Source organism: Acinetobacter sp. SwsAc5 (genome assembly GCF_013391485.1).
Classification (GTDB): Bacteria; Pseudomonadota; Gammaproteobacteria; order Pseudomonadales; family Moraxellaceae; genus Acinetobacter; species Acinetobacter towneri.
Genome location: NZ_JACAXD010000021.1, coordinates 25,306 through 49,183 on the forward strand (window position 1 = coordinate 25,306; position 23,878 = coordinate 49,183).

The 23,878-nt window shown below is 35.1% G+C and carries 28 protein-coding genes; 8 read left to right on the forward strand and 20 right to left on the reverse strand.

The features are described 5' to 3' along the window. Window position 1: 1 nt before the first annotated feature. Window positions 2-1,408 (reverse strand): tetratricopeptide repeat protein, encoded by a 1,407-nt coding sequence (locus tag HYG89_RS11755; RefSeq protein WP_178867655.1) that lies wholly within the window; start codon window positions 1,406-1,408, stop codon window positions 2-4. 135 nt (window positions 1,409-1,543) lie between these two features. On the opposite strand from HYG89_RS11755, the gene HYG89_RS11760 reads away from it, so the two are divergent. Then, window positions 1,544-1,915: a hypothetical protein gene (locus tag HYG89_RS11760; RefSeq protein ID WP_178867657.1), complete on the forward strand. Its 372-nt coding sequence runs from the start codon at window positions 1,544-1,546 to the stop codon at window positions 1,913-1,915. Between the two features lie 208 nt (window positions 1,916-2,123). Here HYG89_RS11760 and HYG89_RS11765 read toward each other — a convergent pair whose 3' ends face one another. Then, entirely contained in the window at window positions 2,124-2,597 is a 474-nt protein-coding gene (locus tag HYG89_RS11765; RefSeq protein ID WP_178867659.1) for a hypothetical protein, read from the reverse strand. A 63-nt stretch (window positions 2,598-2,660) separates the two neighbouring features. Between HYG89_RS11765 and HYG89_RS11770 the strand changes: the two genes are divergently transcribed. Continuing rightward, window positions 2,661-3,122 (forward strand): hypothetical protein, encoded by a 462-nt coding sequence (locus HYG89_RS11770; protein WP_178867661.1) that lies wholly within the window; start codon window positions 2,661-2,663, stop codon window positions 3,120-3,122. 41 nt (window positions 3,123-3,163) lie between these two features. Here HYG89_RS11770 and trbC read toward each other — a convergent pair whose 3' ends face one another. The 9 genes from trbC to HYG89_RS11820 all read right to left on the reverse strand — a co-directional run bounded on the left by trbC (window position 3,164) and on the right by HYG89_RS11820 (window position 12,097). Next, window positions 3,164-4,027: a type-F conjugative transfer system pilin assembly protein TrbC gene (gene trbC / locus HYG89_RS11775; RefSeq protein ID WP_178867663.1), complete on the reverse strand. Its 864-nt coding sequence runs from the start codon at window positions 4,025-4,027 to the stop codon at window positions 3,164-3,166. 1 nt (window position 4,028) lies between these two features. Then, window positions 4,029-5,249 (reverse strand): TraU family protein, encoded by a 1,221-nt coding sequence (locus HYG89_RS16030; RefSeq protein WP_256734008.1) that lies wholly within the window; start codon window positions 5,247-5,249, stop codon window positions 4,029-4,031. Then, complete coding sequence (locus HYG89_RS11790) at window positions 5,233-5,874, reverse strand: hypothetical protein (RefSeq protein ID WP_178867665.1); 642 nt, start codon at window positions 5,872-5,874, stop codon at window positions 5,233-5,235. The genes HYG89_RS16030 and HYG89_RS11790 overlap by 17 nt, the downstream gene beginning before the upstream one ends. Before the next feature lie 12 nt (window positions 5,875-5,886). Then, on the reverse strand, window positions 5,887-6,624 hold the full coding sequence (locus HYG89_RS11795) for a DsbC family protein (RefSeq protein ID WP_178867667.1): 738 nt from the start codon (window positions 6,622-6,624) through the stop codon (window positions 5,887-5,889). Further along, entirely contained in the window at window positions 6,621-7,145 is a 525-nt protein-coding gene (locus HYG89_RS11800) for a hypothetical protein (RefSeq protein WP_178867669.1), read from the reverse strand. The genes HYG89_RS11795 and HYG89_RS11800 overlap by 4 nt, the downstream gene beginning before the upstream one ends. A gap of 11 nt (window positions 7,146-7,156) precedes the next feature. Beyond that, window positions 7,157-8,155, reverse strand: a complete 999-nt coding sequence (locus HYG89_RS11805; protein WP_178867671.1) for a ParM/StbA family protein — start codon at window positions 8,153-8,155, stop codon at window positions 7,157-7,159. Between the two features lie 227 nt (window positions 8,156-8,382). After that, window positions 8,383-9,072, reverse strand: a complete 690-nt coding sequence (locus HYG89_RS11810; RefSeq protein WP_218644958.1) for a hypothetical protein — start codon at window positions 9,070-9,072, stop codon at window positions 8,383-8,385. Between the two features lie 61 nt (window positions 9,073-9,133). After that, window positions 9,134-10,339, reverse strand: a complete 1,206-nt coding sequence (locus HYG89_RS11815; RefSeq protein ID WP_178867673.1) for a hypothetical protein — start codon at window positions 10,337-10,339, stop codon at window positions 9,134-9,136. 21 nt (window positions 10,340-10,360) lie between these two features. Then, on the reverse strand, window positions 10,361-12,097 hold the full coding sequence (locus HYG89_RS11820) for a PIF1 family DEAD/DEAH box helicase (protein ID WP_178867675.1): 1,737 nt from the start codon (window positions 12,095-12,097) through the stop codon (window positions 10,361-10,363). 179 nt (window positions 12,098-12,276) lie between these two features. Here HYG89_RS11820 and HYG89_RS11825 point away from each other — a divergent pair, with 179 nt between their 5' ends. Together HYG89_RS11825 and HYG89_RS11830 are read left to right on the forward strand one after the other, a co-directional pair. Next, window positions 12,277-12,603, forward strand: a complete 327-nt coding sequence (locus HYG89_RS11825; RefSeq protein WP_178867677.1) for a hypothetical protein — start codon at window positions 12,277-12,279, stop codon at window positions 12,601-12,603. Between the two features lie 189 nt (window positions 12,604-12,792). Beyond that, window positions 12,793-13,122 carry a hypothetical protein gene (locus tag HYG89_RS11830; protein WP_178867679.1) on the forward strand — a complete coding sequence of 110 codons (330 nt, stop codon included), beginning with the start codon at window positions 12,793-12,795 and terminating at the stop codon, window positions 13,120-13,122. A 65-nt stretch (window positions 13,123-13,187) separates the two neighbouring features. Here HYG89_RS11830 and HYG89_RS11835 read toward each other — a convergent pair whose 3' ends face one another. From HYG89_RS11835 to HYG89_RS11845, 3 genes are all read right to left on the reverse strand, one after another. Beyond that, window positions 13,188-13,598 carry a zinc-finger-containing protein gene (locus tag HYG89_RS11835; RefSeq protein ID WP_178867680.1) on the reverse strand — a complete coding sequence of 137 codons (411 nt, stop codon included), beginning with the start codon at window positions 13,596-13,598 and terminating at the stop codon, window positions 13,188-13,190. Window positions 13,599-13,610: 12 nt separating this feature from the next. Next, on the reverse strand, window positions 13,611-14,768 hold the full coding sequence (locus HYG89_RS11840) for a hypothetical protein (protein ID WP_178867681.1): 1,158 nt from the start codon (window positions 14,766-14,768) through the stop codon (window positions 13,611-13,613). A gap of 180 nt (window positions 14,769-14,948) precedes the next feature. Continuing rightward, entirely contained in the window at window positions 14,949-15,929 is a 981-nt protein-coding gene (locus tag HYG89_RS11845) for a DNA/RNA non-specific endonuclease (protein ID WP_178867682.1), read from the reverse strand. 229 nt (window positions 15,930-16,158) lie between these two features. Between HYG89_RS11845 and HYG89_RS11850 the strand changes: the two genes are divergently transcribed. Continuing rightward, window positions 16,159-16,374: a hypothetical protein gene (locus HYG89_RS11850; RefSeq protein ID WP_178867683.1), complete on the forward strand. Its 216-nt coding sequence runs from the start codon at window positions 16,159-16,161 to the stop codon at window positions 16,372-16,374. 11 nt (window positions 16,375-16,385) lie between these two features. Here HYG89_RS11850 and HYG89_RS11855 read toward each other — a convergent pair whose 3' ends face one another. Continuing rightward, a complete protein-coding gene (locus HYG89_RS11855; RefSeq protein ID WP_178867684.1) occupies window positions 16,386-17,036 on the reverse strand; it encodes a hypothetical protein in 651 nt (216 codons plus the stop codon). Window positions 17,037-17,536: 500 nt separating this feature from the next. Here HYG89_RS11855 and HYG89_RS11860 point away from each other — a divergent pair, with 500 nt between their 5' ends. Both HYG89_RS11860 and HYG89_RS11865 read left to right on the forward strand, forming a co-directional pair. Further along, window positions 17,537-17,755, forward strand: a complete 219-nt coding sequence (locus tag HYG89_RS11860) for a hypothetical protein (RefSeq protein ID WP_178867685.1) — start codon at window positions 17,537-17,539, stop codon at window positions 17,753-17,755. 45 nt (window positions 17,756-17,800) lie between these two features. After that, window positions 17,801-18,382: a hypothetical protein gene (locus HYG89_RS11865; protein ID WP_178867686.1), complete on the forward strand. Its 582-nt coding sequence runs from the start codon at window positions 17,801-17,803 to the stop codon at window positions 18,380-18,382. 579 nt (window positions 18,383-18,961) lie between these two features. Here the strand turns inward: HYG89_RS11865 and HYG89_RS11870 are convergent. From HYG89_RS11870 to HYG89_RS11880, 3 genes are all read right to left on the reverse strand, one after another. After that, window positions 18,962-19,462 carry a hypothetical protein gene (locus HYG89_RS11870; protein ID WP_178867688.1) on the reverse strand — a complete coding sequence of 167 codons (501 nt, stop codon included), beginning with the start codon at window positions 19,460-19,462 and terminating at the stop codon, window positions 18,962-18,964. 112 nt (window positions 19,463-19,574) lie between these two features. Then, the gene (locus tag HYG89_RS11875; protein WP_178867690.1) at window positions 19,575-20,063 is read right to left on the reverse strand and encodes a single-stranded DNA-binding protein; all 489 of its coding nucleotides are present in this window, start codon (window positions 20,061-20,063) and stop codon (window positions 19,575-19,577) included. 68 nt (window positions 20,064-20,131) lie between these two features. Continuing rightward, window positions 20,132-20,698, reverse strand: a complete 567-nt coding sequence (locus HYG89_RS11880; protein WP_178867692.1) for a hypothetical protein — start codon at window positions 20,696-20,698, stop codon at window positions 20,132-20,134. 681 nt (window positions 20,699-21,379) lie between these two features. On the opposite strand from HYG89_RS11880, the gene HYG89_RS11885 reads away from it, so the two are divergent. After that, a complete protein-coding gene (locus tag HYG89_RS11885) occupies window positions 21,380-21,622 on the forward strand; it encodes a hypothetical protein (RefSeq protein WP_178867694.1) in 243 nt (80 codons plus the stop codon). Between the two features lie 25 nt (window positions 21,623-21,647). On the opposite strand, the gene HYG89_RS11890 is transcribed toward HYG89_RS11885, so the two are convergent. Further along, on the reverse strand, window positions 21,648-22,070 hold the full coding sequence (locus HYG89_RS11890) for a hypothetical protein (RefSeq protein WP_178867696.1): 423 nt from the start codon (window positions 22,068-22,070) through the stop codon (window positions 21,648-21,650). Window positions 22,071-22,320: 250 nt separating this feature from the next. Then, complete coding sequence (locus HYG89_RS11895; RefSeq protein ID WP_178867698.1) at window positions 22,321-23,502, reverse strand: DUF4268 domain-containing protein; 1,182 nt, start codon at window positions 23,500-23,502, stop codon at window positions 22,321-22,323. Between the last annotated feature and the right edge of the window lie 376 nt (window positions 23,503-23,878).

Consider the following 23,878-nt stretch of genomic DNA (forward strand, 5'->3'; position numbering starts at 1 on the left):
CCTACGATTTTTTTTGACTTTCAGCGTATTTGGCAGCTTTAGCCGATCGCTCATACCCCTTCCATCTAGTTTCCGTAGCGTAGGCTGCCTGACTTCCAAGGCTCTTGGCTTTATTTAGCCATTCAATACCCTTTTCTTTATCAATCGCATAACCATAGCCACCAAAGTAATATGAATTGGCCAAGATCAGCATTGCATCAACATCATTAGCCTGTACCGCCTTCATTAGCCATGACCGCGCATTTTCATGATCGACTTTAACACCAAGGCCTTGTTCATATATTTCAGCCATTTTAATCATTGATGGTGTGTAACCTATGTCCGCTGCAATAGCGAACAATTTTCTAGCTTTTTCGTAATCTACCTCAACGCCCAAGCCTTTTTCATAGACCAGACCGACATTATGGGTCGCCAGTACACTACCTTGTCCAATAGCCTGTTCAAGCCACTTCTGCGCTTCCTTATAATCTTGCTTAACTATTTCGCCCTTTAAATAAGCCATACCTACGTTATTTGAAGCATCACCATAACCGACCATTCCCGCCTTTTTCATTAGCTCTAAGCCTTTTGCATTATCTTGGTTTACGTTATGGCCCATTAAATATAAATAACCAAGTGAGAATAATGCTTCAGGATGCCCTTTATCAGCTGACTTTCTCAGTAGGTCCATAGACTTTTTGCTGTCTTTCTGAACATGGAAACCATTCTCATACATCATGCTCAAAATATATAAAGCTTGTGGATTCCCTTTATCAGCCACACGCTTGATTAATTCAGCAGTTTTTTTGGAATTTTCCGTCTCATCCCCTGAGTCAAGGCCATCCTCTAACAAATACATTAATGCAAGACGGTTTACTGCATCATCACTATTTAGATCGGCAGCCTTGATAAAATAATCCTCTGCCTTTTTGTAATCTACTGGTGCACCAATTCCCGAAGCATAAATATCACCAAGAGCGACTAATGCCGGACTGTATTTTTTTTTTGCTGATTTGCTATATAGATCAATTGCAGGCTTGTTCAGAATGCCCTGCTTAGATTTGGAATTTTCTATATTCCCTAAATTAAACAGTGCAATTTCATCCCCTTTATCAGCTGCCATTTTGAAAAACTTACGGGCTAGTTCTTCATTGCCATCTTGAATTGCGAGTACCCCTCTAGCATTCAAAGCATCTATCGATCCTAATGAAATAGCGGAATTATAATTCTCAATAGCTTTTGATATATCAACTTCATAGCCATCATCACCGGATTCATATTTCGACCCAAGGCGATAATAATCTGCCGCTGTTACTGCTTTTTCTGTACTTATGTTCGGTTTTTTCGCATGTGTGATAGCAGTAGTGCCAAACCCTACGGTCATCAAGGAAGCAACTGCACATGAAAGAATGCCTTTACGAATTCCCATTTTTTACTCAATCCAAATGGCAAAATAATGAAAGTAATAATACATTATTTATTATAAAATAATAAATGTTATCTTATTATTTGCGGTTAATTACTTTATTATATTGTTAATACAAATCTACTATGTATACCCAAAATGAGAACTAGATTTTATACCATTATTTTAGCGTTTCTTAGTCCTTTAGGACATGCGACCTCAAACATTCCTGATGTTCCTGTGTCTGTCGTTTATAACCCAATTATTACCATCACACCGGATAGATACAACGAAAGCTTTCCTGAGCGCTTACCAGTTCGCCTGCTTATCAATGAGCTTGGGCGAGTTGAACGAGTTATTTACCCTGAAAATACACCACAGAAATACAAAGAGCTAGTTGATTCCAATATGAAGCAGGCTAAATTCACCCCTTATCTTAAACAGGGGGTCGCAGTAAAAAGCGTGGTTCCTTTTACAGTCAGATTTACAATACAGACTGAATATGACTACAACGGGGATTTAGGAGAATAAATTTCAGGCAATTAAAAGCCCGTATGTTCTTCAACACACGGGCATTGATTCGAGTTTAACGTCAAATCTATCAACAAATAGAGTTTAATGTATTACAACCATGAACTAATTCATTATCAGTACGGTAGTCATTAAACCTACACTTAAAATTATAATGTCTAATATAATATTGTCAAACATAAAACCTTGTTAGCGTACAAAAAGAATACTATTCCAAATTATATTTAGCCTTAATTTCTTCTTCACTCACCATAAGATATCGATTAGCTTCAATAATCCGTTTTAAAGTAGATTGATCAGGCTTTACCTTATAGGCTTTTTCCAATCCCTCAAGGCAATTTTCAAGCTGACGTATGATGTCTTTATAATTAAGCCTGTTATAAAAAACAGCATACTTTATATCTTGTAGACGCTCATCAAATTTTTCAGCTTTAAGCTTGTAATTTTGTATTGTTTTTTCTCTACCATACTGATTATAAAAATTCAAAATCTCTTGATATTTTGTGAGCTTATTTCTATTAGCAATTCTTTTATTTACAAGCTTTTCTGTATTATTTGGGTCTTTTAAATATTTTCTTAAAGTATCAGCGCTAATGCTATATTTTTTGACAACATAGCTTTTGACTTCAACCCGATAATAACAACTTAATATGTCGTCAATTTGTTCATCTTTGTACTTCATAGTTACGAAAGAAATAAGAATGGTTTAATATAATATACCACACCAATCAAACTATAATGCGGTATGAAAAATTTAAGAAAATCATTCACTATGCTTTTATTAGCTATAACGAGTACAACATTTGCTGCAACACCGTCTAAGAACCTAATCTTAGTTAATGAAGGCACAGACAATGACTATGAAGATTATAAAATCTTCGTAGATAAATCTAGCATTAAAAAAGTTAAATCCGACACTGTATTATTTAATATTGTCACATCCGGACTCAGCTTAGATGAATCCATTACTTATGAAGAACCTGTTGTTTCTGAACAGTCTCCTGATCTTCAAAACCAAGATGGTCTGCAAGTTGTTATCGTTACGGAAATGAAGTGTAACAGTAAAGAACTTCGCCCCCTAAAATACACTCAAATGGATTACAGCACTGGCAAGGTAAAAGAACAAACCCCACCTCAATCCGAATCGAATGAAGGTATAGGTGCTGATTATGAAATTTTGGATTCTATTTACAAAATTGTGTGCTAAAAAAATAGCCAAGCATTTTCGCTTGGCCACTTCCTTCTTGATTATTTCTTATTGTTATATCGATCAGTTCCGTTCACATATTTCATATAGTAACGAGCAATATCCTTAATATCCGGACTGGATGCCTTCTCATAAATCTCTGCAATATTTGCACTTAATTTCAAATCGCCTGAGATTATGTCGTAATCCTCCGGTGCAGCACATCCCTGCTCATCCAATCGCTCTTTAACGTCTGATGCGGCGACAACCAAAGCCGGAACTCTGTCAATTTTAAACATTGTAAAAGCATCAGGATGAATAAATAGTTCAGGTGGTGTTTTGATCTTCATTGTATTCATGAATTTTTGCGTACCCATGAATTTTAGTGGATCATCCCCAATATTCCCTTTAAGGAAAACAGCAATATTCAATCGGCCTGCGTCATTCAGTAAGTTTTCGAGAGTCTGCTTTGGAATACTACTTGATATAAACAGGTATGCACGGCCGGCTTCAAAATCATTCGCGCCTTGATCCGGACCCTGCGACTTTTTTGACTTCTCCGCTAACAAAGCTTCATTGTACTTTTGAGCCATTTTCTCAAGATCAAGCCCACTCAATTGCTGATCACGCATTGCCTTATCATCTTTTAGATAATCAGGGATTTTTTGCGGCGGCATTTCTATCTGACCTAACTCAATACGCTTATTTACCCCTTCCGGCAATTTTGCGGCTTCGGGTAAAACTGTTTGGTCGATAATTCCCTTTGCTTCCTTTTGCACTTTAGCAATATCAACATTAGGAACTGGATTGTCTTTTTTAACTTGTTCAATATCTATGTAGCCTGTCGCTTTAGTCGGAGCAGCATAGGTGTGAGTTATCATAAACCCACACGCTAACATAGAAGAAATCAGGAACTTATTTTTCATATTAATCCCCATAACCATAAACTTTTTGGCAACAATCTCGCTTACGATAAATTTGGTATGACTGATCTTCACCTTTAATTGGATAGTAGCGACCCGCACCCCACAAGAATGTTGTACGACCAAATGGCTGACAGCATTGCTTACTTTTCTTCACTTCAATATCTGCAACTGTTGCACCATCTGATACACCACTACCATCACCTTCAACAGCTCCCTGAGAGTTTTTTACCGCTTGATTAATTGCTTTAACAACTGATTTTGTCTGACTGACAGGGAAAACCATCGAATACTTGTATTGACGTTTATTCATCAAAATTTGTCGATAACCACCACAAAGACCATCGTTACCGTAATAACTCAGATTGATACCTTGACGGTGTAACTTATTTAAGAGACGAAGCTGAATTACGCCTGCTGATTCGATTGTTGATGTGTTGTTATCAATATGACCAGTCATAGGATACATTAGCCCACCACAGCCTACACACCAGTGCATTTCCGCAATACCAAAATTAGCAGTTGCAGCTGCACAGTCACCAGTACAAGCAAAGACGGCAGGGAAAGTACCATATAAGAAGCCATCAGGAGATAACATATTTGCGTATTCCGCGTTATGCCAACTTGGATCAACTTCTGTCAGATAACCGACATCAAAACCTTGTTGTTCAAAGCATTTGCTATTGTCTAATGCTTGTCCGATCACATACATAACCGGATTGATGTAAAAGTGAGCTTGGTAAAATTCTTTCTTTTCTTCACCGTATTCTTCACCGGCAAAACCTTGGGTATCACCATCAAATGAACCCGTGTTTCCAAACTCGATACCACCTAGCGAAACCATGCAATATGGCTTGGTCGTCACATCAATCATTCGTGCCGGTTCGTAAAATGAAATTGGCACACCAATATACAAATCACACGTACAAATATACTTCTCCCAACCCGTTAGGTCCTTCGTTCCGTCCTGACCACCTTTATAGAAAATACTTGAAATACCAATTGGCATAATACAAGACCAACACATACCTGTGATTGGATTAATAAATTCGCCAGTACAAGTACCATTTTTAACTGGATAATCTGCTGCCGTTGCCGTTGTCGAAAATGCAACACACGCACTGGCGATAAGGCCTAATAAAACTATTTTAGTTGATTTATGCAAACGAGTTAGAGACTCAGCCTGCCATAAATATTTTCTTAAAAAATTAAAGACCGACTTCATCAATTCTCAACCTTAAATTATCTTGGGACACATAACTTGGAGTACGCTCAATACCCATTCGGTTAATAAACTCGCCTGTTTGATCAAACCAAAACTTAGTCTTATTTTTGACACTTAATTCGTACCAGTTTCCTTTTACTAGAACGATATATGCTTTAGGATTTTCAAGGCGCTTTTGCAAAGCCCACTTAACTTGCTTTTCCTCATCACCATCAATGAAAATTAGTGGACTAGACATATTCTGATTTTTCAGCGGATTAATATAATCCCCTTTTCGCGCCAAATATTTTCCATCCGGAAGGCGCATATCCATTTCAAGAATAATCGATGGATCAAAGTATCGAGTTTGGCTTGTTACTGCATGTGGCAATTCAAAACCTTTAGGGCGCTTAAATCCATCCATCGTATCTTTGATATACTTTTGCTTGTACTTTTCCCAATCTCCGTTATCGACCATTTTTTGGATTCTTGCCTGTAGTGCTTCAATAAAACTCACTTCAACTACAGGATATGTTTCACCATAAATACCTAAGTTTTTAGCCAATAAGTTTGATGAAAAGCCAATACCCCCAATTAGGGTTATCAAAACAGCAATTTTTTTCGTATTAGCTTTGATTACCATCATGCCACCTCCCAATTACTTCTTTTTGTTCTTCATGTCAGAAGCAGCTTTATCCAATTTGTAGTCCAATTCACCAAACGACACCGCGCCTGCAATAATGCTGCCATCCTCTAAAATACTCATTGGAGTTCCATCAAAGCCAAGTGATTTAGACAAACCTACGTTACGATCAATAGGGTTTTCGCATAAACCATCTGATGTTGGTTCAATACTTGAAATTAGATATTCACGCCATGCTTTTGCTTTATCTTTTGAGCACCAAATTTTCTTAGAAATATTTCGTGCGTCCGGATGCAAACCAACTAGAGGATTCGTGAATACATAAATTGTGACGTTATCAAGTTTAGTCAGTTCAGTTTCAAGACGCTTACAGAACGGACATTGAGGATCAGAGAATACAGCTAATTTACGAGCGCCGTTTCCTTTGACGTATTTGATTGCATCTTTAAAAGGTAGGCTATTAAAATCAATTTTTTTTAAATCATCACGTTTTGGTGAAGTTAGATTCGCCTGATCTGCCATGCGAATGATGTCACCAAATAAAAAGTAATTACCGGAAATATCTGTGTAAGCGATATTTTTTCCTAAAACAACCTCATAAACGCCCTTAATGGCAGATTCTTCAACAGAGGTAATTGTTGTTGCCGGATATTGCTTTTGTAAATTCTTCTTTACCGTATCCACATTCGCCATAGCCATCATTGGAATGATAGACAGTAGCGCCATTGATAGCTTTTTAGTAATTAATTTCATTTTCCTTTACCTTTGTACTTGAATACCCTGAAATCGCCTGTACTCGGCAGAGGAACAGGAATAGCATCCCCTTCTTCCGCTTCCACACCCGACCCTGAGTTACTGGTTTCATTCACTAAATCTAAATTAGATGTTGTTGAAAATTCATGTTTATTAGCTTTAATTTCGACCTGACCATTACTTAATTGTTCAAAATCATTTGTATGCTCTACTCCTGTACCAATAACTCCAATATTTTTGCTAGAAATTAACAATTCCAATTGGTTAAGTTTTTGAATAACTTGCTTTTCAAAATCGCTGTTACTGAAATTTGGAGTGTTAAGGTTTTGCTTTAGTAGCAAATCAGGGGAAGCCACTCCCCCTTTAACCAGTAAGTTGTTTTTTTCATACCAACGAAGCATTTCAACAATCAGTTTTGGAAATAAACCGTAATTCAAAGAAAGCGCCCACTTATACAGATCAGGGTCTTTCTCCTTCTGTATTACAATTTTGTATTCCTTCTTGTTACGTTGCCCCGACATAAATTAACAACCTAAGCTACTAATGATTTATCGTTGAGCGCACAAGCAACACCGTATTTACGCATCCCACGAACTACAGAATATCTAGGATCATCAATACAAGATGTTTGCGGCCACATAGCTTTGAATTTATCGATCACACAGGAAGCCCCACCGCCTGCAACTAAAATATGGTCAATAGTTCGCGCTTGTGTTTCTAAGAGATTTCGAGTTTCTTGTACCACTACATCAACGGTAGCCGGAATAGATGCTTCAACCACATCTGAAACATCCCGCCATTTGCCATATTCTTTGATTTGCTTGTCTCTAATAATCGATTGGCACTCAATAGCTGTAGCACTAATTCCCATAGCGCTTAAACGGTTCTTTAACTCTGAAACAGCTTTGGACATGCCAACCGTAGAGCCTGAACTTTCCTGAATCCAGTTAAGATTACTCATAAGCAAAATATCAGTCGTATAGTGACCAACATCAATTACTGCAAACTTTTCACGGGTAGCTGAAATTGAACTTTTCTTTAAGCTACCTTCATCATTAAGTAAGTAATCTTGAAAAACTCCCCAAGGCTGCGGCACTGGCTGAACATTGCAGGCGAAGATTTCAGATACTTGCTCAAAAAGTTGTTCAGCATGAGATTCAAAAGTTTGAACCGGCAAACCGGCAACAATTAGCTTCGGATTAATGCCATAAGAATTGAGTAATCTTTTTGATCTGAGCAAAAGAGCTTTGTGCTCTATACCGTTTAGCCAATTATCATTTAAGCCAACTGTGATATTTGCACCTTGCTCGATAGCCGTTTCACCAACAAAATATTCGCGACCGTCAACAACCACAGTATTATCAGCAGTTTGCTTTTTATTAGTATCAAAAGAGATTGTTTTTGCAGGCATGACAACTGATGGTATAAAGTGGCATTTGACTTCATTCATAAAGTTAAATGCCACCTTAACCCCACTTCTGCCAACATCTAAACCCACAATAACTTCTTGAATATTAGGTGATTTAGCCAATTCAATAGACTCCAATTTAAGAATAGTTTTATTATCTATATAATAAAACTTTCAGAATAAAACAATTCTTTTATAATATATTATTAAAAATATTATTTCTATATTTTATAATAAATAGTTTCTGATAATGTTTTATTTAATTGTAACCTACTTTAAGTTAAAAAAAAACGATGTCGTTTCGACATCGTTTCAGGTTTGTGTTTTAAATAACTTTTAAACACAATAACTTAACGATATACACGCAATAAATTATCGCTTAAATAGCTGTTTGAGAAGTTGTTCTCGAACCAACGCAAGCCATCACCACCAAAATAAATGTTTGTATATATGCGACTATCCACACCAATTCCTGAAATTGTCTGCCAAGAACGGGTCATGATAGCTACAACACGTTTGTCTTTATCATATTCAACAAATACTGGATCAACATCATATAAATTTGATGCGCCATTAATTTCTTTGATTGGCTGTACTAGACCATTGTTTACGCGACCACTAATTTTAGATTTATAGACTCTTACTTCATGACCATTAGCCTTTGCTTGATCCACAAAATATTTAGCAGCCAAATCCTGTTCAGAATTATAAAAACCGTTTTCAATTTTACGATTTGCTTCAATAAAATTGGCTTCATGATTTACATAATGCACTAGGAATAGACTATTAACATTCCGTTTTTCAATACCAAATTTCGCAGCAATTAAAGGTTTAGCCAATTGTACCCGTTTACGTCCATTCTCTTGCTGTTCTATCCATAAGAATTTATCGCGAATACCCTTATGAGTCATTTGCTCAAACTCGTTTAGAGAAGATTTCTCCATCCAGTCACCCACTTTTGTTGTACCTTGAGCAACTGTTTGACAGCCTGTAAACAATAAAGCTGACGTTAAAACTAAAACCAAACCTTTAATTTTCATTAACTTCTCCAAAACATTTAGCTAATGTTTATTATTGATATAAATAATAATAGCACAATATTTATAAATCTAGGGTTGAAAACAAATCTTTAATACGATTACGTTCAGCATATTCAATCAAATCCATTTCACTTAAACCGTTACTTTTTGCCACCCATTTAATACATTTCTCCTTCCCGTATTCTTTAAAAAATGAAATTTGCTTCTCTACCATTACTTTAATCTCACTATCCAATAGAACAGTAGCTAGATCATTCCAATCACTCAAATCATCATATTCCGGCCCGTCATCAAACTTAGGAAAAATAAATGGTTGATCAAATCTATAAGCGTATTCAAACCCTTTATACAAGCCGACTTTGGTGCTTTTCTTACGATCATTATCAGTACATATAATAATTTCGATAAACGGATATCTTGCTCGAATCTGTGCAGCAACAACACCAATATTCTGAACATCAAAACATACAAAAACTACAGCTGAATCCATTGCCCTGTGTAAGGTATATCCCGTTGCATATCCTTCTACTAAATAGATTCTGAATGTATTTTCTCGCCAGTCTCCTAAACAATAAAAAGCACCAACAGTCGAAATATCTATTCGTTGTCTTTTTGTTCCATGAGGGTCTATTTTTTGGTATGTCCTGAATTGCAAACTTAAATCTATAGCAGGGATCAGTAAATCCCCCTTTTTAATGTAGTAATAATCGTGCTGATTCGTATCAGCCTTATGTATATTGTAATAAGAACCAATCTTCATGTTCTCTTTAGCAATAATCAACCCCCTACCCGCAGCAACATTTTTTCTTCTGATATATTCATGGTTATTGGGATCAGCATTCTCATCTTTTAAACTTTTATATTCTTCAAATGCTTTTTCAGAAAATTTTTTTTGCAATGAAGCTTGATAAGCATCTCTTTCAGCTTTTTTGCGCTCATATTCAGCCTTATCAAATGTAGTAGTATTTTTTGAATTAGAAGAAGATGTATCTTTAAAGCATTCCGTTCTACTACCACTTATTACTTTATTTGTAGCCTTGTCCCACACTTCAAAAAAAGTATAAATAATTACAGGCTTCCCACTGTAAGATTCATGTGATGGTATATATCTATATTTTCCTTTTGCTTTATTCTTCCTAGCTCCTTTCTCGAAGAAACGCCCACCTTTTTCAGTATCATCAAAATCTTTTTTAAGGTAAAAACCTAAACTATCTAAATGCCCTTCAAACGCCGCAATAAATGCCTGATGATTGTATTCTAAGCTCATAATTAACACCCAAAGCACACGCTATGCTTTTACCTCTCCCAAATCATCCAAGAAAATTAATGCTTTCCAAATATCGCATTCAGGAACATCTTCACCATTGACTACGCTCACATGCGCTGAAACAAATACAGAATTGTTTTTTCTGAATGATAATTCCTTTCCACAGCTGTTATACGATTTAATAGCTTTTGAGACAGCACTCAAAACATCCGGACTTGGCTTTAGATAATTTAGACAAATTTCAGGATTCGATTCTTTGGCCGCAAGCAAATGCTTAACAATTGTCGAATAACAGATTTGACCATTTTGAGTAATACTTTCTAATGTGCGTTTAGCCTTGATTGCTTCTACAACGAAATCACTATTTTTTTTTGCTGTTTTTCTTGAACTCTTTGATGCACCGATTCTCGGACCTCTATAACCCGATCTAGGACCCAATATACCGTTATTTGCCTTCACTTTTGCATAAAAAGCCTTGTGATCCAGTGTGAACTTATGATTTTCCAACTCTGTTTCAAGTTGATCTGAAAGTTCTCTAAACCGCTTATCTACCTTTCTTACCAAAGTCGAAATATGTGTAGTCAAATCATTCATACCTAACACTCTCATGCCTGAAAGTGTCCGTAACCGGCTCAACGCCACATAACCTTGACCCTGCTCGAATACATTCGATAAATCAATTTCAGCAGCATCTAATGTCATCCCTTGGCTCTTATGTACGGTAATGGCCCAAGCCAAACGTAGGGGCAATTGAGTCATAGATGCTGCAACCTCGCCATTTTCCCCTATGGACCATATCTCAGGCAACGCAACGATTTTCTCACCTTTTTTTGTTAAGACAACAGGTAGAAACCCATGTTCATCATCTTCAATCACGCTGACAATCTCACCACAAGTTCCATTGCAGTAACCTAACTCATCATTATTTTTAGTAAACATTACTAATGCGCCAACTTTGAACTTAAAAATCTCCTGTATACGACTCTGACGCATCAATAAATCACATAAAAAGTTATTCCCCTCGAAAAGTGCTTGGAAACTATATTCTTTAGTCTCCAACTCATTTAGGTACTTATTATTTACTTCATCTACATTAATATTATGAGTGTATAGACGGGTATATTTATCCCCTAAATCATTCGTTTTAGTGGCACGGATCATATCTAATGATTCTTGTGTGACGGTATCACTCCGAATTTGATTCAAAATATCCGACAATACATCACCCTGCTGACGATATTGTTTAGTCAAATAGCAGATATGAAATTTAGCACTTACCCACACCGGTGACATAAAACAGAATTTTGCACTACCCGTATCTTTATTTTTCTCTACTGGTGGCAATTGAAAGAAATCTCCACATACGATTATCTGAATCCCACCAAAAGGTTCATCGTTTTCTCGGCAAAAACGTAATACTTCATCAACCAATTCAAACTGTCGCGAATGCAACATAGATATCTCATCTATAATTAGGACTGCTGTATCTTCAATATTGAACTTTTTAGCCTTAATACTTTCCAAATCTGAAATCGATAAAGTTTCCTTTACCCCTATTCCAGACCAAGAATGAATAGTCATACCGTTCAAATGACTTGCAGCAATTCCAGTTGAAGCTGTGACAGCAAATTTGATTCGTCTTTTTTTTAGGTAATCGATGTATTCATTTAAAACATAAGTCTTTCCCGCACCCGCCATACCTGTGAGCATGGTATTACGACCTGTTTTAAGAATATTAAGTGCTAGACTTTGTTCCATAACTACTTGCTTAGGAGTTAAATATTAATAAAAATATACCACTTATTAGCAATTTTTACCAAGTTTTAACCTTTACATTATGTAATCGTTTTATATTAAATTATTATTTTAGATAATAAGATATTAATATATTCTATAATAGAAACATTATAATCATTCTTTACAAAAGGAATTTTCAAATGAAAAAATTAGTCATAGCAGCTCTAGCGTCCTACATGACTACTGTAGCCCTTGCTGACACCACTTCTATTGAAACACGGGATTACTCTCAACCACCTGTTATTACTACTGAATTTGAGGTTAAACAAGGTGATCAAGCCATGTATGCTGACATGGAAAAGGATACCGATGAAATTCAACTTGAAAGTGACAATTTTGGTTTAAATACCCTACAGCGTGAAATGTCAAAAGCTAAAGTAAAGGAACGCTTTGATAGTGAAAGACGCAAACTGGCTGATGAATGGAATCATCTACAAAGATTCCCCGATTCAAAAGAACGTAATTAATAATATTAAAATTGTTTACCAAGTACCATTAATCATTATTAACCATTTATAATAGGTCGGTGCTTGGTAAAATATTATAATCAGCGAAACAATACCCAAATAAAATATAATGACTTTATTTTCTCTTAATATTGACTAATATTATGCGTATATTAAAATAGATATTATTAAGTTAATGGATAAATTAATATGCGAATCAATTTTATAATATCGACTGTAACTCAAGGTACTGATTGTAATAATATCGCTTCCCTCGAAATTATTAAAAATAATTTATTAAATCTTTGGCGTGATAATGTTTATTCAACCCCAAAAAATTATATAATCGGGGTAGAGAATGGTATTGCAAAAGTCCAGTACCCAAACACACCTGAGAATAGAATTCACGTAGCTTCAATGGGTTATGATATTATTTCTGTTACTAAAGAAGAAGCAAACCGATTATGGAAATCAAGTGTTTTAGTTATTACAGAGAAGTTAGATTTAAAAGAGATAGCTAATGAAATAAAACAAATATAATAAATCAAACCATTATAATAATAGCTATAAATAATAATCCATTAATATATCTTAATAAAGAGCGCTTATTTATAGGCGCTCTTTTTTCGTATTAAACAGAATCTAATTGCTAATTTACATTCTTCTTCATTAAACATTCCTATATGACATTTATCTATCTGAATATTCATTTTAGAAGCCAACCATGCGTATGCAGCTTTTCGTTCCTCTTTAGGATTCTTGCTGTTAATCCAAAATATATCAAATACTTTGTGAGTTTCTAATCGCTTCTTCCTTAATGTCGCATTCGCAAGTGTTCCAAAAGGTTTTTTTGACCCTTCGTGCATCCCAACCCATGCTTGGCAGGGTTCACAATAATAAAAGAATTTATTCGACAACCGATGATTCGGTCCATAAAGAACACTTCCATTCACCACATTAGTTTTATCATTGCAATAATCGCATTTTATATTCTTAAATCTATTGTTTACCGACACGTAGATTCAACCTCAATATTCAATTCCATATTTATCACTGGCTAAACGTATAGTCGAAACTTTCCCATTATCCTTAAAGAATTTTACTTGAGAATCAACTTTCTTCTTGATCTGCTCATCATTATCATATCGATTTAACTCATTCCATGTCTTAAAGTGGTCATACTGCTCACCATCCGGAAACTTTGGAAAGATGAAAGGCATATTAAAAAGATACGAATAATATAGAGCCTTTTTGATACGAGACTTATTCGTAGTTAACATATCTCTTGAAGTTGCGAAAATAAGTTCGACTTTTGGATTTTGCTGTATTAAATCTTGAGCTACATCCAATATATTTTGAACATCAAATGCTACTAAGGCTGTAATACCTGTAGCACGGTTTAATGTTGCGGCCGTCAGATAATCTTCGCATAAAATATACTTTTCATTATCAACTCTATACTTTCCTACAGGGAAAAAACCACCTTTAATCGATTTACCAATTCTCATACGTTTATTATGGTGACTATCGATGACTTGATATGATAAGAATTCTTTTTGAACATTCATTACCGGAATCAATAAATCGCCCTTATTGATTTTGAATTGTTCTACAGTTTTATTAATTGTTGTATGTTTTAAAACTAAATTTTTACTTGCAATGGCTAATCCTTTTACCCCTTCAACCCTATTTTGAGTTAAAAAGCTATGTTTCAGAACGGAACCACCTTTCCCTTTAAGACGATCAAATTCATCTTTAATCATCTTATTCAGTAATACGGTATCTTTTGCTTCATTGGTTTTTTTTGATCCTAATTTTTCATCTATATTGATTTCTAATACACCACTAGAAATATCATTATTTTTAAATATGAAACGATACACTTCCGATCCATCTGTAAGGTCGGATGGTAAAAGATTAAATTCGCCAGCCACATTCCAACTTTTCAATGACTGCAATCTACCACCTTCAAGATTATTTTTATCTTTAGGGAGGATTTGTAGATCATAAGCGGCTAATTCAGCATTAAGATAATTAAGTTTCTGTTCTTTAATTTCTGCTAGTTTATTATATTTTTTTTCAGCGCGATTTTGACGAACAACACCAAATAATACATACGCGACAAAACTGACAATACCCCCTAAAATTACATAAGTGAATAAATCAGATATTTCAGTAAATGTCATATTATCATCCTCAGACTTTAATAATAAATATAACATATACCACATTTACAAGTTGTTTTATTATGTTAATATCTTCATACATATAACAGCTTTTCAAGTTCTCCAATAGATAAGAATCTCAAAATTTAGTTCATCCAAAAAAAGTATTTTCTAATTCCCCCCCTGAAAAACTAACACCTATTAGTTTAGAATTTTTCTAATTATATTGATACTTGCATCCTTTAACTCATTAGCTACCCCTTTACCTAAATCAGTAGCAACACTTCTATTTTCTTGATATTGAGGTATACGAGTAACTTTACTATGTATCGAATTATCAGGAAGCATTTCAAAAATTTGACTTTGATTTACAGGATTAGGATATATACCTCGCAACCTAGAGGTATGATTAGGTGTTAACGGTAGGTTATATCTAACAGTTAAAGACGCATCTTTCTTCTTGGTTGGAAAGAAATTCACACCACTATACTGTTCAAGTTGCTTAATCGAAACTGTGTCTACCCTACCTGAATTATCATTTACAGCAACATAAGCACCGGCTATGTTGGTTGATGGAAAATAGATGACCTTATAAACGTGTGTTGGTACTAAAACACCTGATCCAATAGTTTTCAGCTTTGGGCCAATAAAAAGTGTTCCAGTAACCATATATGCGGATTGGTTAGTTTTCTTTATATACCCTCTTGTTGCCTTTTCAATATCTGCCCATAAACCTTGGTTATTGGAACTGGCTTGTGGGAAAATATTAGTAAGATAGAATGAATCATTTTGCGCTTCCCTGCTCTCTCTTTGAGCCGATGGGCTTAAATGCCCCCTGTCCCAACCACTACGTCTGTAATCCTCTAATTTTGCTCTATATCGTTCAGGAATTCTTATTTCTTCTTTAAAATTATCCTGTCTCGAAATTTGTTGAGCTAATTTTAACTTTTGCGGGGTAATAAACTCTGCCGACCATATACCAGTCTTTGAGATACCTGAATAACTTACGGCAAAATCCGAATAGCATAATTGAAAAATATTTGCGCCTATCTTTGGACTGGTAAATTGTGGTGGAACTTGGTCATAAAAAAAATTTCTGCACTTACCTAAATTACTATCACTCAAGCATATAGTCGGTAGCAAAGCTAAAGAAACACAAATAGAAAATTTTAAATTAGACATTAACATACACACCAAATGCTGCAACGAGAAACAGTGAAATCATTTCAAATAAGAAGATAGCCACATTTAATATAATATCATTTTAGGAACTTTTATTATTAAATAATATTTTATTTTTGCAATATTTAATTTTATAATAATAAAAAAAAGGAGAAACTTTACAGTGACATCAAATGAACCAAGTTCTCATGTAGAAAGGATCGGAACAGCAGTCTTTGGGAAGCGTTGGATGGCTCAGACAGCTAAATACATATCCGAAATTAGTAATAGAACTATTAGCAGACAAGTCATTCAAAGATGGCATACTGATGACAAAATCCCACTTTGGGCACACTCATTCCTTAAAAAAATGACAGAAACTCGGTTTGAAGAACTAAAAACCTTGCATGATAATATTGATAGTTGCTTAGAACCTTTCCGTGCGGAAAGAAAAAAAAAGGCCTGATGGCCTTTTTTTTATACTGGTTTATTTGTAAGAGCAAATCGCTTCCGTTTTTTAATCACCACTACGCTGCCTGATGCTGATTTTGAGGTCCCTAAAATCTTTTCTTTGGGTTGTGCCTTCTTATCGGCTTTAAGCTTTGAGATTTTTTTTCTTCCTTTTTTCGTTTGACGCAAAACTTCATTGTAGTAAAGCTTGAATATGCGCTTTGCTTCTTTCAACGAAATAATTTCCTCTAACTCGTTATCGCTCAATAATGGCATTTGATCGAAGTGATCGCCAACCTGAACCGCATTAAATTTTTTAATCAATTTTTTATTTACAATGCAGTACAAGTTGTACTTATTGAGTTTAACCAGTCCATAAGCTACCCCTTTCACCACAACAAACTTTTTAAAAGTAGCTATATCCTTAGCCAGTAGATAGTGAATAATTATTTGCCGTTCACTATGAAAAAACTGTTGCGTCTTTAAAACAGATTTAATTTTCTGTTGAACATCTACTACATCTTGTTCAGGGATATCACCTACTTTAATTTGTTCTGTAAGTTGGACTGCCTGAATCTTTTGTTTTAACGCATGTTGAGAAAGAACATATAAAGCATTAGCTAGGTTCCCAATATGCTTATAGCTTAACTTTTCCGTATTTAATACCTGTGCATTCATAGCAAACTCCGATGTTGATAGATTCTTCGAGTATTTAATTATAAAACATATACCACATATCAGCAACATGACTAAGTGTGGTTTTTTTGTGAACCTTTTCCTACATTTTTTTAAACATAAAACAAAAATGTTCTACTAAGAATTTCATATCTGAGCATCCTGTCTGTTTCCGCGCGGAAACACATTAAGACTAAATTTTAACGCACAGCCGGAATTCAATAGCCATATTAAACCCGAACCCTGACCAATAATTTTATACCTGAGCATCCTGTCTGTTTCCGCGCGGAAACACATTAAAACTAAATTTGGCTCTACGGAATAAGTAATGGAATTTAGTCTTTAAGTAAAATCTCTATCTCAGAATATAGTGTGGAACTACCTTTCCTAGGCTGAATAAAAATAAAACAACTTAATGCTTTACGACTAATTATAATTAGTCTAACATTAAACACATAGACAGATGAACAGGTCATCAGTCAAAAAGCAAAGGGCTTTTAAAAATGAACACTATCAAAATCGCTAAACCATTCGCAAAATCATTCAATACCTTACTTGCTAATAAAGTTGTATCTTACTCTCCACGCTCACTTAAAGTCGCAATTGGCAATGATGCAGTTGTTGTTTCTAAAGAAGTTATGGATGAGATCGTAAATACATCTAATGCTTACGGTGACAAATTCAGACTGGTTGTTTCTACTTGGAAAGACGCACAATATTAATTTTAAAGGGCGATTAATTTCGCCTTATTTTTTTGGTGAACAGACATGGAAAAAATTAATCAATCTGAATTACTAGAAAAACTCGGTATTGCGGCTTTTGGAAAAACATGGAAAGCTGATCTAGCTGACAATCTGCCAGTGGCAAGACCAACAATTACAGACTGGATGAGTGGCAAAAAACCCATTCCAGTTGGTGTATGGTCTGATATTCAGCGTATTCTCAATAGCAGATTGCTTGCAATAAAAAGCGGTATTCTTGAGTTGTCTGAACAAAAGCATGTGATTGTGATTGAAGAAATGCAAAGAAAAGGCAAGGTTGTCATTAATGATGCTTTTGCAGAATACTTAAACGCAATGAGCGATGATCAGATTCAAGATGCTTTAAAGTCTTATAAATCTGAATATGCAAAATTAAGCAAAGAATATCCAAACGATAGTTTTGCAGACATACTTACCATCAAAGATGCTTTAGATTTTCAAATTTGTGTGCGTGACTTAAATGGCAATCTCGACTTAGCTATTGCAGAAGATTGTGCTACTTCATACCAAAACAATTTAAACCTCGCTAAATCTTTCGATCTTGATGAGATATTTATGATTCAGCGATTAAAAGAAATTACCGCATAGTTTAAAAACAGCCCTCACATGAGGGCTTTCTAATTCCGTATCCCACCAAATTTGATTCATTTTAGACTTAATTAAAATCTTAATTTCAACACTTTATTCCGTATAGCCCTAAATTTTAACGAGCAGCCTGAATTCAATAGCCATATTAAACCCGAACCCTGACCAATAATTTGATACCTTAGCATCATGTCTGTTTCCGCGCGGAAACACATTAAGACTAAATTTCAACGCGCAGCCGGAATTCAATAGTCATATTAAACCCAAACCCTGACCAATAATTTGATACTTTAGCATCCTGTCTGTTTCCTCACGGAAACACATTAAGACTAAATTTTAACGCGCAGCCGGAATTCAATAGCCATATTAAACCCGAACCCTGACCAATAATTTGATACCTTAGCATCCTGTCTGTTTCCGCGCGGAAACACATTAAGACAAAATTTCAACGCGCAGCCGGAATTCAATAATCATATTAAACCCAAACCCTGACCAACAATTTGACACCTGAGCATCCTGTCTGTTTCCGCGCGGAAACAAATATAAAAAAAGGACCAATAAATTTGGTCCTTTTTATTTAGTTTAAATTTTATAATGGGTTGTGAATTTAATTATATTGCCCCAAATCAAACTCATACAAATTGCTAGTGAGAATTCAAAAGGTAATATGCCATTTATAATGATCTTTAACTGGTCAACTGAAATTATATATTGAGATAAAATAAGCACGAAACCTATGAAAATGCCGAAGCCTGCCGCTGAACACATTAACGCATGAATAATAGATTCCCGAAGTTCGATTGACCTGCGCACAATCTTATCTGATTCAGACTCAGAATTATCTATAATTTTCTTAATTGAAAAATAAAGCTGCAATACAGCACAACCCATTAATATTAATACTGGTGATCCAAACTCAAATATAAAAGCGCAAATTGACTTAACATTTTCCTGATCCGATTGACCTATTAAAATAACACTACAAATCTTGGCCAGTATAAAACCACTTAAAAAATTGCTAAGTTCCCATGATGAAAATTTGATATTCAGTAAAGGTTTGGTTAAAAGTACCCGCTTATACATGATTAACTCCATTTGTTGATTAAGTGCTATTAGATTATTACATATACCACAAATAAGCAAGAGCATATAAAAAAACCTCAATACATGAGGTTTTTATTTTTAGTTATATGACCTAGTAAGGAAGGTCTTTGGGAGTTGTATCAGAAGGATCAGGTTTAGCTTTAGGTGGTGTTGGTGCAGAGGGTGGGGGACTATTTTCTGCTTTTTGTTTGTTCTGTTCTTGTTTATTTAAATCAGCATACGAACCTGCTTGTTGAGCCGGTACATCATTACTTGATGGTTTAACAGCTTGCCCTTTTAAAATATTAAATTTTTCAGCGTGTAGTTCCGGTGCTATACGTTGAACACCATTTTCATCTTCCCACTTACGATAATCCATATAGCCGCTAACCCAAACAATATCGCCTTTATCCAATTCCGAACATATTTCAGCACTTTTGTTGTAGAGCAAAACTGTATGCCATATCGTTCTTTGGTTCTCACCATAGCCAATGTTTGTTGCTACAGAAAGTATCGTTTTCTTACCACCGTTAGGGAAATCAATCGTCTTTGCTTTAGTACCGATGTTCCCCAAAATTTGCATATTATTTAAAGTTTGCATAGCAATACAAATCCATATATGTAATCAGCTCATTACATGAAATATATCATGATAACCTAATCAATAAGCTAACATTTTATTAATATATCAGAAAATGTTTTAGAATCATTTATTTTATTATTTATGTATACAGATGATATGGAATCAAGTTCATCTTTTGTGCATACATCTTTCTCAGATCGGGCATCAAGCACATCCTTTACCTCACTGATAGTCTTACCTTTAAAGGCTCCCGACTCAATTAAACATTCATTCACTTGAGGATCATTTAGAGCCATTAATGCAATACAGCGATAGATATTTAAGTGGGCAAATTTATATTTATTATCATTTAAGAATGGCTTTAATTTGGAAGTTTCAGTGAATTCAACAAGTGGTATTTCGCCGGTTCTTTTAAGTTTTACAAAGCTCCAAAGCATTACAGCTAAAAAAGAATAGAAAACAAACTGCTGTAAAAGCTTAATAAATCCTTGGATATAAGGATCGATAATAGGAAAATAAGCATAGAAGGAGAGGGCTGTATAAACCACCAAAAACAAGATGATACCTATCTTGTTTTTTAAAGTGTTTTTACGAATATAATTTGTTTGCAACATTTCATAGCCGACTTCTTGCTGATACTTAAAATTCAACATTTTTATACCTATTAAGTAACTGCTTTTATTATGTCAAAAAAAACCCGCCATTACATACGGCGGGTTTTATCTTCTTCACATGAGAATCATCAACAGTTGGAGTGTAAAGAATTAAGCTTGGCTATTTGAAATAACCTACACCATGAATACTATAACATATACCACTTTAGTGCAACTATTTTTTGATTTTTTTGTTTCCGCGCGGAAACAATGACATTATCACTTCAAAACAAATTACACATGGAATTGAAACAAATAAAGGCTCAACAACTTGGTTTGAACACTCGCTACAGCGTTCATTAAATTATTGCTTTCTTCTATTTCAGCAAGATCAGTAAACAGGTCGGGAACGTAATTGCTTTTAAATTCTAAGTCAGTAAAAGTAACGCCGCATCTAGTGTACTCGACACTTTCTTTAAAGATTCCCCTTACCATCTGAGCAACAACGCTATTCAAAACCCGAATATCATCCGTTGGGTGTTTCAGCGCTGAAACTATTTAAACGGCGCAAATGAGCCTGCGAACATGAATACTGAAAATCTATGTAACATACAGGCGCTTTAACTATCTGTTTTTAACAAACGATTTAATAATCATTCACTTGGTAATGTTTTAAATACAGTCTCAATTTATAATCCGCGTAAAATGGGAACTAAAGCAAGATATACATAGGACATGAGCATGAATTTATCACGGTCACATATTGCAGACTTGGTGAACCTGAACTCGGAGCAGTTCGGTAAATTTACTAAGCAAACTTCTGCCATCCTATTTTTTTTAATTGGCTTTACCTTTGTTCTGACTTATTTCAAATCAACAGGTATCGTTCCTGAATCAGATTACTTTACGATCCTCGGTTATATAGGTGGAATCGCTTTTGCAGCACCTTTTATCAATTATTTTCTTTACGCCAAACGCAAATAATTAAGCCCCTTCGGGGGGCTTTTTTTTACCATTCAGGCTGTTTAGTTTTTTCAATCAGAGATTCTAGGCCTTCACGTAGAGCAGCTTCGCTTTCTGCATTCTCTAATAGCTTTTGCACATCATGAATTTCCAAATGGTGCGGTGATCCAAAATATACTTTCTTGATTGGAGTGCCATCATCAGCATGACGAAGATGATAATGCGCTTCCGGAATATTCGGATCAGGTTCCACATGGCAAGAGTAGGGGATGCTGTACTTTTCTAAAAATTCGAGTTCATCTGAAACATCACCTCTACATACATTTTCGAGCAATATTTCTGTAATAGGCGGCTGTATGAAACCGGATGATAAATCATAGATAGGTTTATGATCGAATTGTTTAAGTGCTTCAACAGTCAGTTCGACTAAAGCGGTAGGTACTTCTAAGGTGACACAGGTATGATCCATAACTAACTCCTATTTGTTGATATATTTATAATACCATATACCACAAATAAATAATCAAACACTTGTTTTCTTAATGTAATTAGTGTTGATTGGTTGTTAATAGAAGAAACACCATTCACAGCGAGTCAATGTTTCCGCACGAAACATTTTAGTAATGGTCTCATTAATACTGCCAATTTGTTGATACATCTTTTACCCTCTACACTTACTTCAAAATCAATGTTTTCACTTTATGAAACATTGATATAAATCAATTTTTAATAGCTTGATATGCTTCATTCATATATGGCTTAAATGCCTGTTCAAGCTTTTGTATATGTTCCAAATGCCACACCATATAGCTTTGCCATAAATCCGAATTATGCCCGTCAGTATACAAACTAAATTCAATCCGAGATGATTTCTTGGTATCTAATCTCAGCCAATCTAAAGGCTGACCAAATTTGTGCTCAATCTCGTCTTTACGCTGATAGAAGAAATCAAATAACTGTTTGTTCTCTACGGTATCCTTTCTAGCAAACTCAATATCTACCCGTATTGCTTTCTGTAATAAAATCAGATGGTAGTTACATTGAGAAATACCCGTTGCTGAACTGAGCCAATGATCGGTCTTGGGGCTAATGTTGTTATAAAGCGAATTGTCACTTTGAGCGAAATGAGCGAGCAATTGTTCCCAATATTGGTAACGAATATCGGTATGATCTGCTTGTTTTACTTTGGCAATGGTTTCTTCATCTTCCTTGCGGGTGAGTCGAACCATATATTCTGATGCTTCAGGGACAGGAATAATTTGTTGAATATCTACTAACAGTTGTTCGTCTAGTTTATAAGGTGATACCTTCACGCATTTCACATCAATCTTACGGTCAAGTAACCACAGTGCTGTATTGGTGACTTCCTTACGAAACTCACCTGCCACTAAGATTATTCGTTGGCTATTGCGTGGGTTTAAGGTGGTAATTGCCACACCCATTTCTTGATGTTCTTCTAAAAAGCGTTCAATCAGTATTTTGGCAGTGTTTTTCACTTGATCCGCATCAAAAGCATGATCATCTAAATCTGCATATACAGGTTTATTTTTAACTAAATATTTTGCAAAGACATCTTCGATGTCGTCAGAGGTAAATGGCGCAACATAAGAGGCATACTTGAGTGCCTGCCACACAGCGTCACGTCCACTGTCATCTCGTTTGTTTTCAATGAGTACAAGTTGCCCTTTGGTGTCTAATGCCAACAGGTCTAAGCGTTCACCTGTTCCATCAAACCCATCAAATTCTTTTTGGATAATGAGTAGTTCTTCGCCTAATGCTTCAGGGTGACTCACCAACCATTCCTGTAAGTCATAACGCTCTGTCAGGTTGTGTTGTTTCAGTTGTGTGATGTCTAGTGGTTTTAGTTTTTTATTAGCCGTGTCTACTGTATATAAGCTCATATCCCTCTCCGAAATATTAAAAACCTAGCTAACTAGCTCATACTGTATTTGATTTTTTATGCAACAGTATCCACTCCATAAGTGTCCATATAAAATGAACAATCCACAAGTAAGTCAATATGGACATAAAAATAATAAATTTGATATGAAGAATCACTATTATCTTTTTCTACTTTTTTCAATCTCCGTTTTTACTCATGCTCAAGAACTAGACTTCATTCAATATTGCATTTTTGTCAACCCTATCTCAGAGATGGATCCGTAAATTTGAACAACTCCTATAAGTGATATTCTGCTCCTCAAATGATGTTATAAACATCAATATATGGAGTATTTTATGGCACGTAGACCAAGAAGAAATCATTCAAATGATTTT

Coding starts and splice junctions, on each gene's coding strand:
- HYG89_RS11850 (WP_178867683.1), top strand. CDS start 16,159: ATGGCTCAGACAGCTAAATACATATCCGAAATTAGTAATAGAACTATT.
- HYG89_RS11895 (WP_178867698.1), bottom strand. CDS start 23,502: ATGAGCTTATATACAGTAGACACGGCTAATAAAAAACTAAAACCACTA.
- HYG89_RS11815 (WP_178867673.1), bottom strand. CDS start 10,339: ATGAGCTTAGAATACAATCATCAGGCATTTATTGCGGCGTTTGAAGGG.
- HYG89_RS11765 (WP_178867659.1), bottom strand. CDS start 2,597: ATGAAGTACAAAGATGAACAAATTGACGACATATTAAGTTGTTATTAT.
- HYG89_RS11865 (WP_178867686.1), top strand. CDS start 17,801: ATGGAAAAAATTAATCAATCTGAATTACTAGAAAAACTCGGTATTGCG.
- HYG89_RS11880 (WP_178867692.1), bottom strand. CDS start 20,698: ATGTTGAATTTTAAGTATCAGCAAGAAGTCGGCTATGAAATGTTGCAA.
- HYG89_RS11855 (WP_178867684.1), bottom strand. CDS start 17,036: ATGAATGCACAGGTATTAAATACGGAAAAGTTAAGCTATAAGCATATT.
- HYG89_RS11845 (WP_178867682.1), bottom strand. CDS start 15,929: ATGTCTAATTTAAAATTTTCTATTTGTGTTTCTTTAGCTTTGCTACCG.
- HYG89_RS11875 (WP_178867690.1), bottom strand. CDS start 20,063: ATGCAAACTTTAAATAATATGCAAATTTTGGGGAACATCGGTACTAAA.
- HYG89_RS11825 (WP_178867677.1), top strand. CDS start 12,277: ATGAAAAAATTAGTCATAGCAGCTCTAGCGTCCTACATGACTACTGTA.
- HYG89_RS11795 (WP_178867667.1), bottom strand. CDS start 6,624: ATGAAATTAATTACTAAAAAGCTATCAATGGCGCTACTGTCTATCATT.
- HYG89_RS11830 (WP_178867679.1), top strand. CDS start 12,793: ATGCGAATCAATTTTATAATATCGACTGTAACTCAAGGTACTGATTGT.
- HYG89_RS11790 (WP_178867665.1), bottom strand. CDS start 5,874: ATGATGGTAATCAAAGCTAATACGAAAAAAATTGCTGTTTTGATAACC.
- HYG89_RS11860 (WP_178867685.1), top strand. CDS start 17,537: ATGAACACTATCAAAATCGCTAAACCATTCGCAAAATCATTCAATACC.
- HYG89_RS11770 (WP_178867661.1), top strand. CDS start 2,661: ATGAAAAATTTAAGAAAATCATTCACTATGCTTTTATTAGCTATAACG.
- HYG89_RS11885 (WP_178867694.1), top strand. CDS start 21,380: ATGAATTTATCACGGTCACATATTGCAGACTTGGTGAACCTGAACTCG.
- HYG89_RS11820 (WP_178867675.1), bottom strand. CDS start 12,097: ATGGAACAAAGTCTAGCACTTAATATTCTTAAAACAGGTCGTAATACC.
- HYG89_RS11890 (WP_178867696.1), bottom strand. CDS start 22,070: ATGGATCATACCTGTGTCACCTTAGAAGTACCTACCGCTTTAGTCGAA.
- HYG89_RS11760 (WP_178867657.1), top strand. CDS start 1,544: ATGAGAACTAGATTTTATACCATTATTTTAGCGTTTCTTAGTCCTTTA.
- trbC (WP_178867663.1), bottom strand. CDS start 4,027: ATGAAAAATAAGTTCCTGATTTCTTCTATGTTAGCGTGTGGGTTTATG.
- HYG89_RS11870 (WP_178867688.1), bottom strand. CDS start 19,462: ATGTATAAGCGGGTACTTTTAACCAAACCTTTACTGAATATCAAATTT.
- HYG89_RS16030 (WP_256734008.1), bottom strand. CDS start 5,249: ATGAAGTCGGTCTTTAATTTTTTAAGAAAATATTTATGGCAGGCTGAG.
- HYG89_RS11810 (WP_218644958.1), bottom strand. CDS start 9,072: ATGAAAATTAAAGGTTTGGTTTTAGTTTTAACGTCAGCTTTATTGTTT.
- HYG89_RS11840 (WP_178867681.1), bottom strand. CDS start 14,768: ATGACATTTACTGAAATATCTGATTTATTCACTTATGTAATTTTAGGG.
- HYG89_RS11800 (WP_178867669.1), bottom strand. CDS start 7,145: ATGTCGGGGCAACGTAACAAGAAGGAATACAAAATTGTAATACAGAAG.
- HYG89_RS11755 (WP_178867655.1), bottom strand. CDS start 1,408: ATGGGAATTCGTAAAGGCATTCTTTCATGTGCAGTTGCTTCCTTGATG.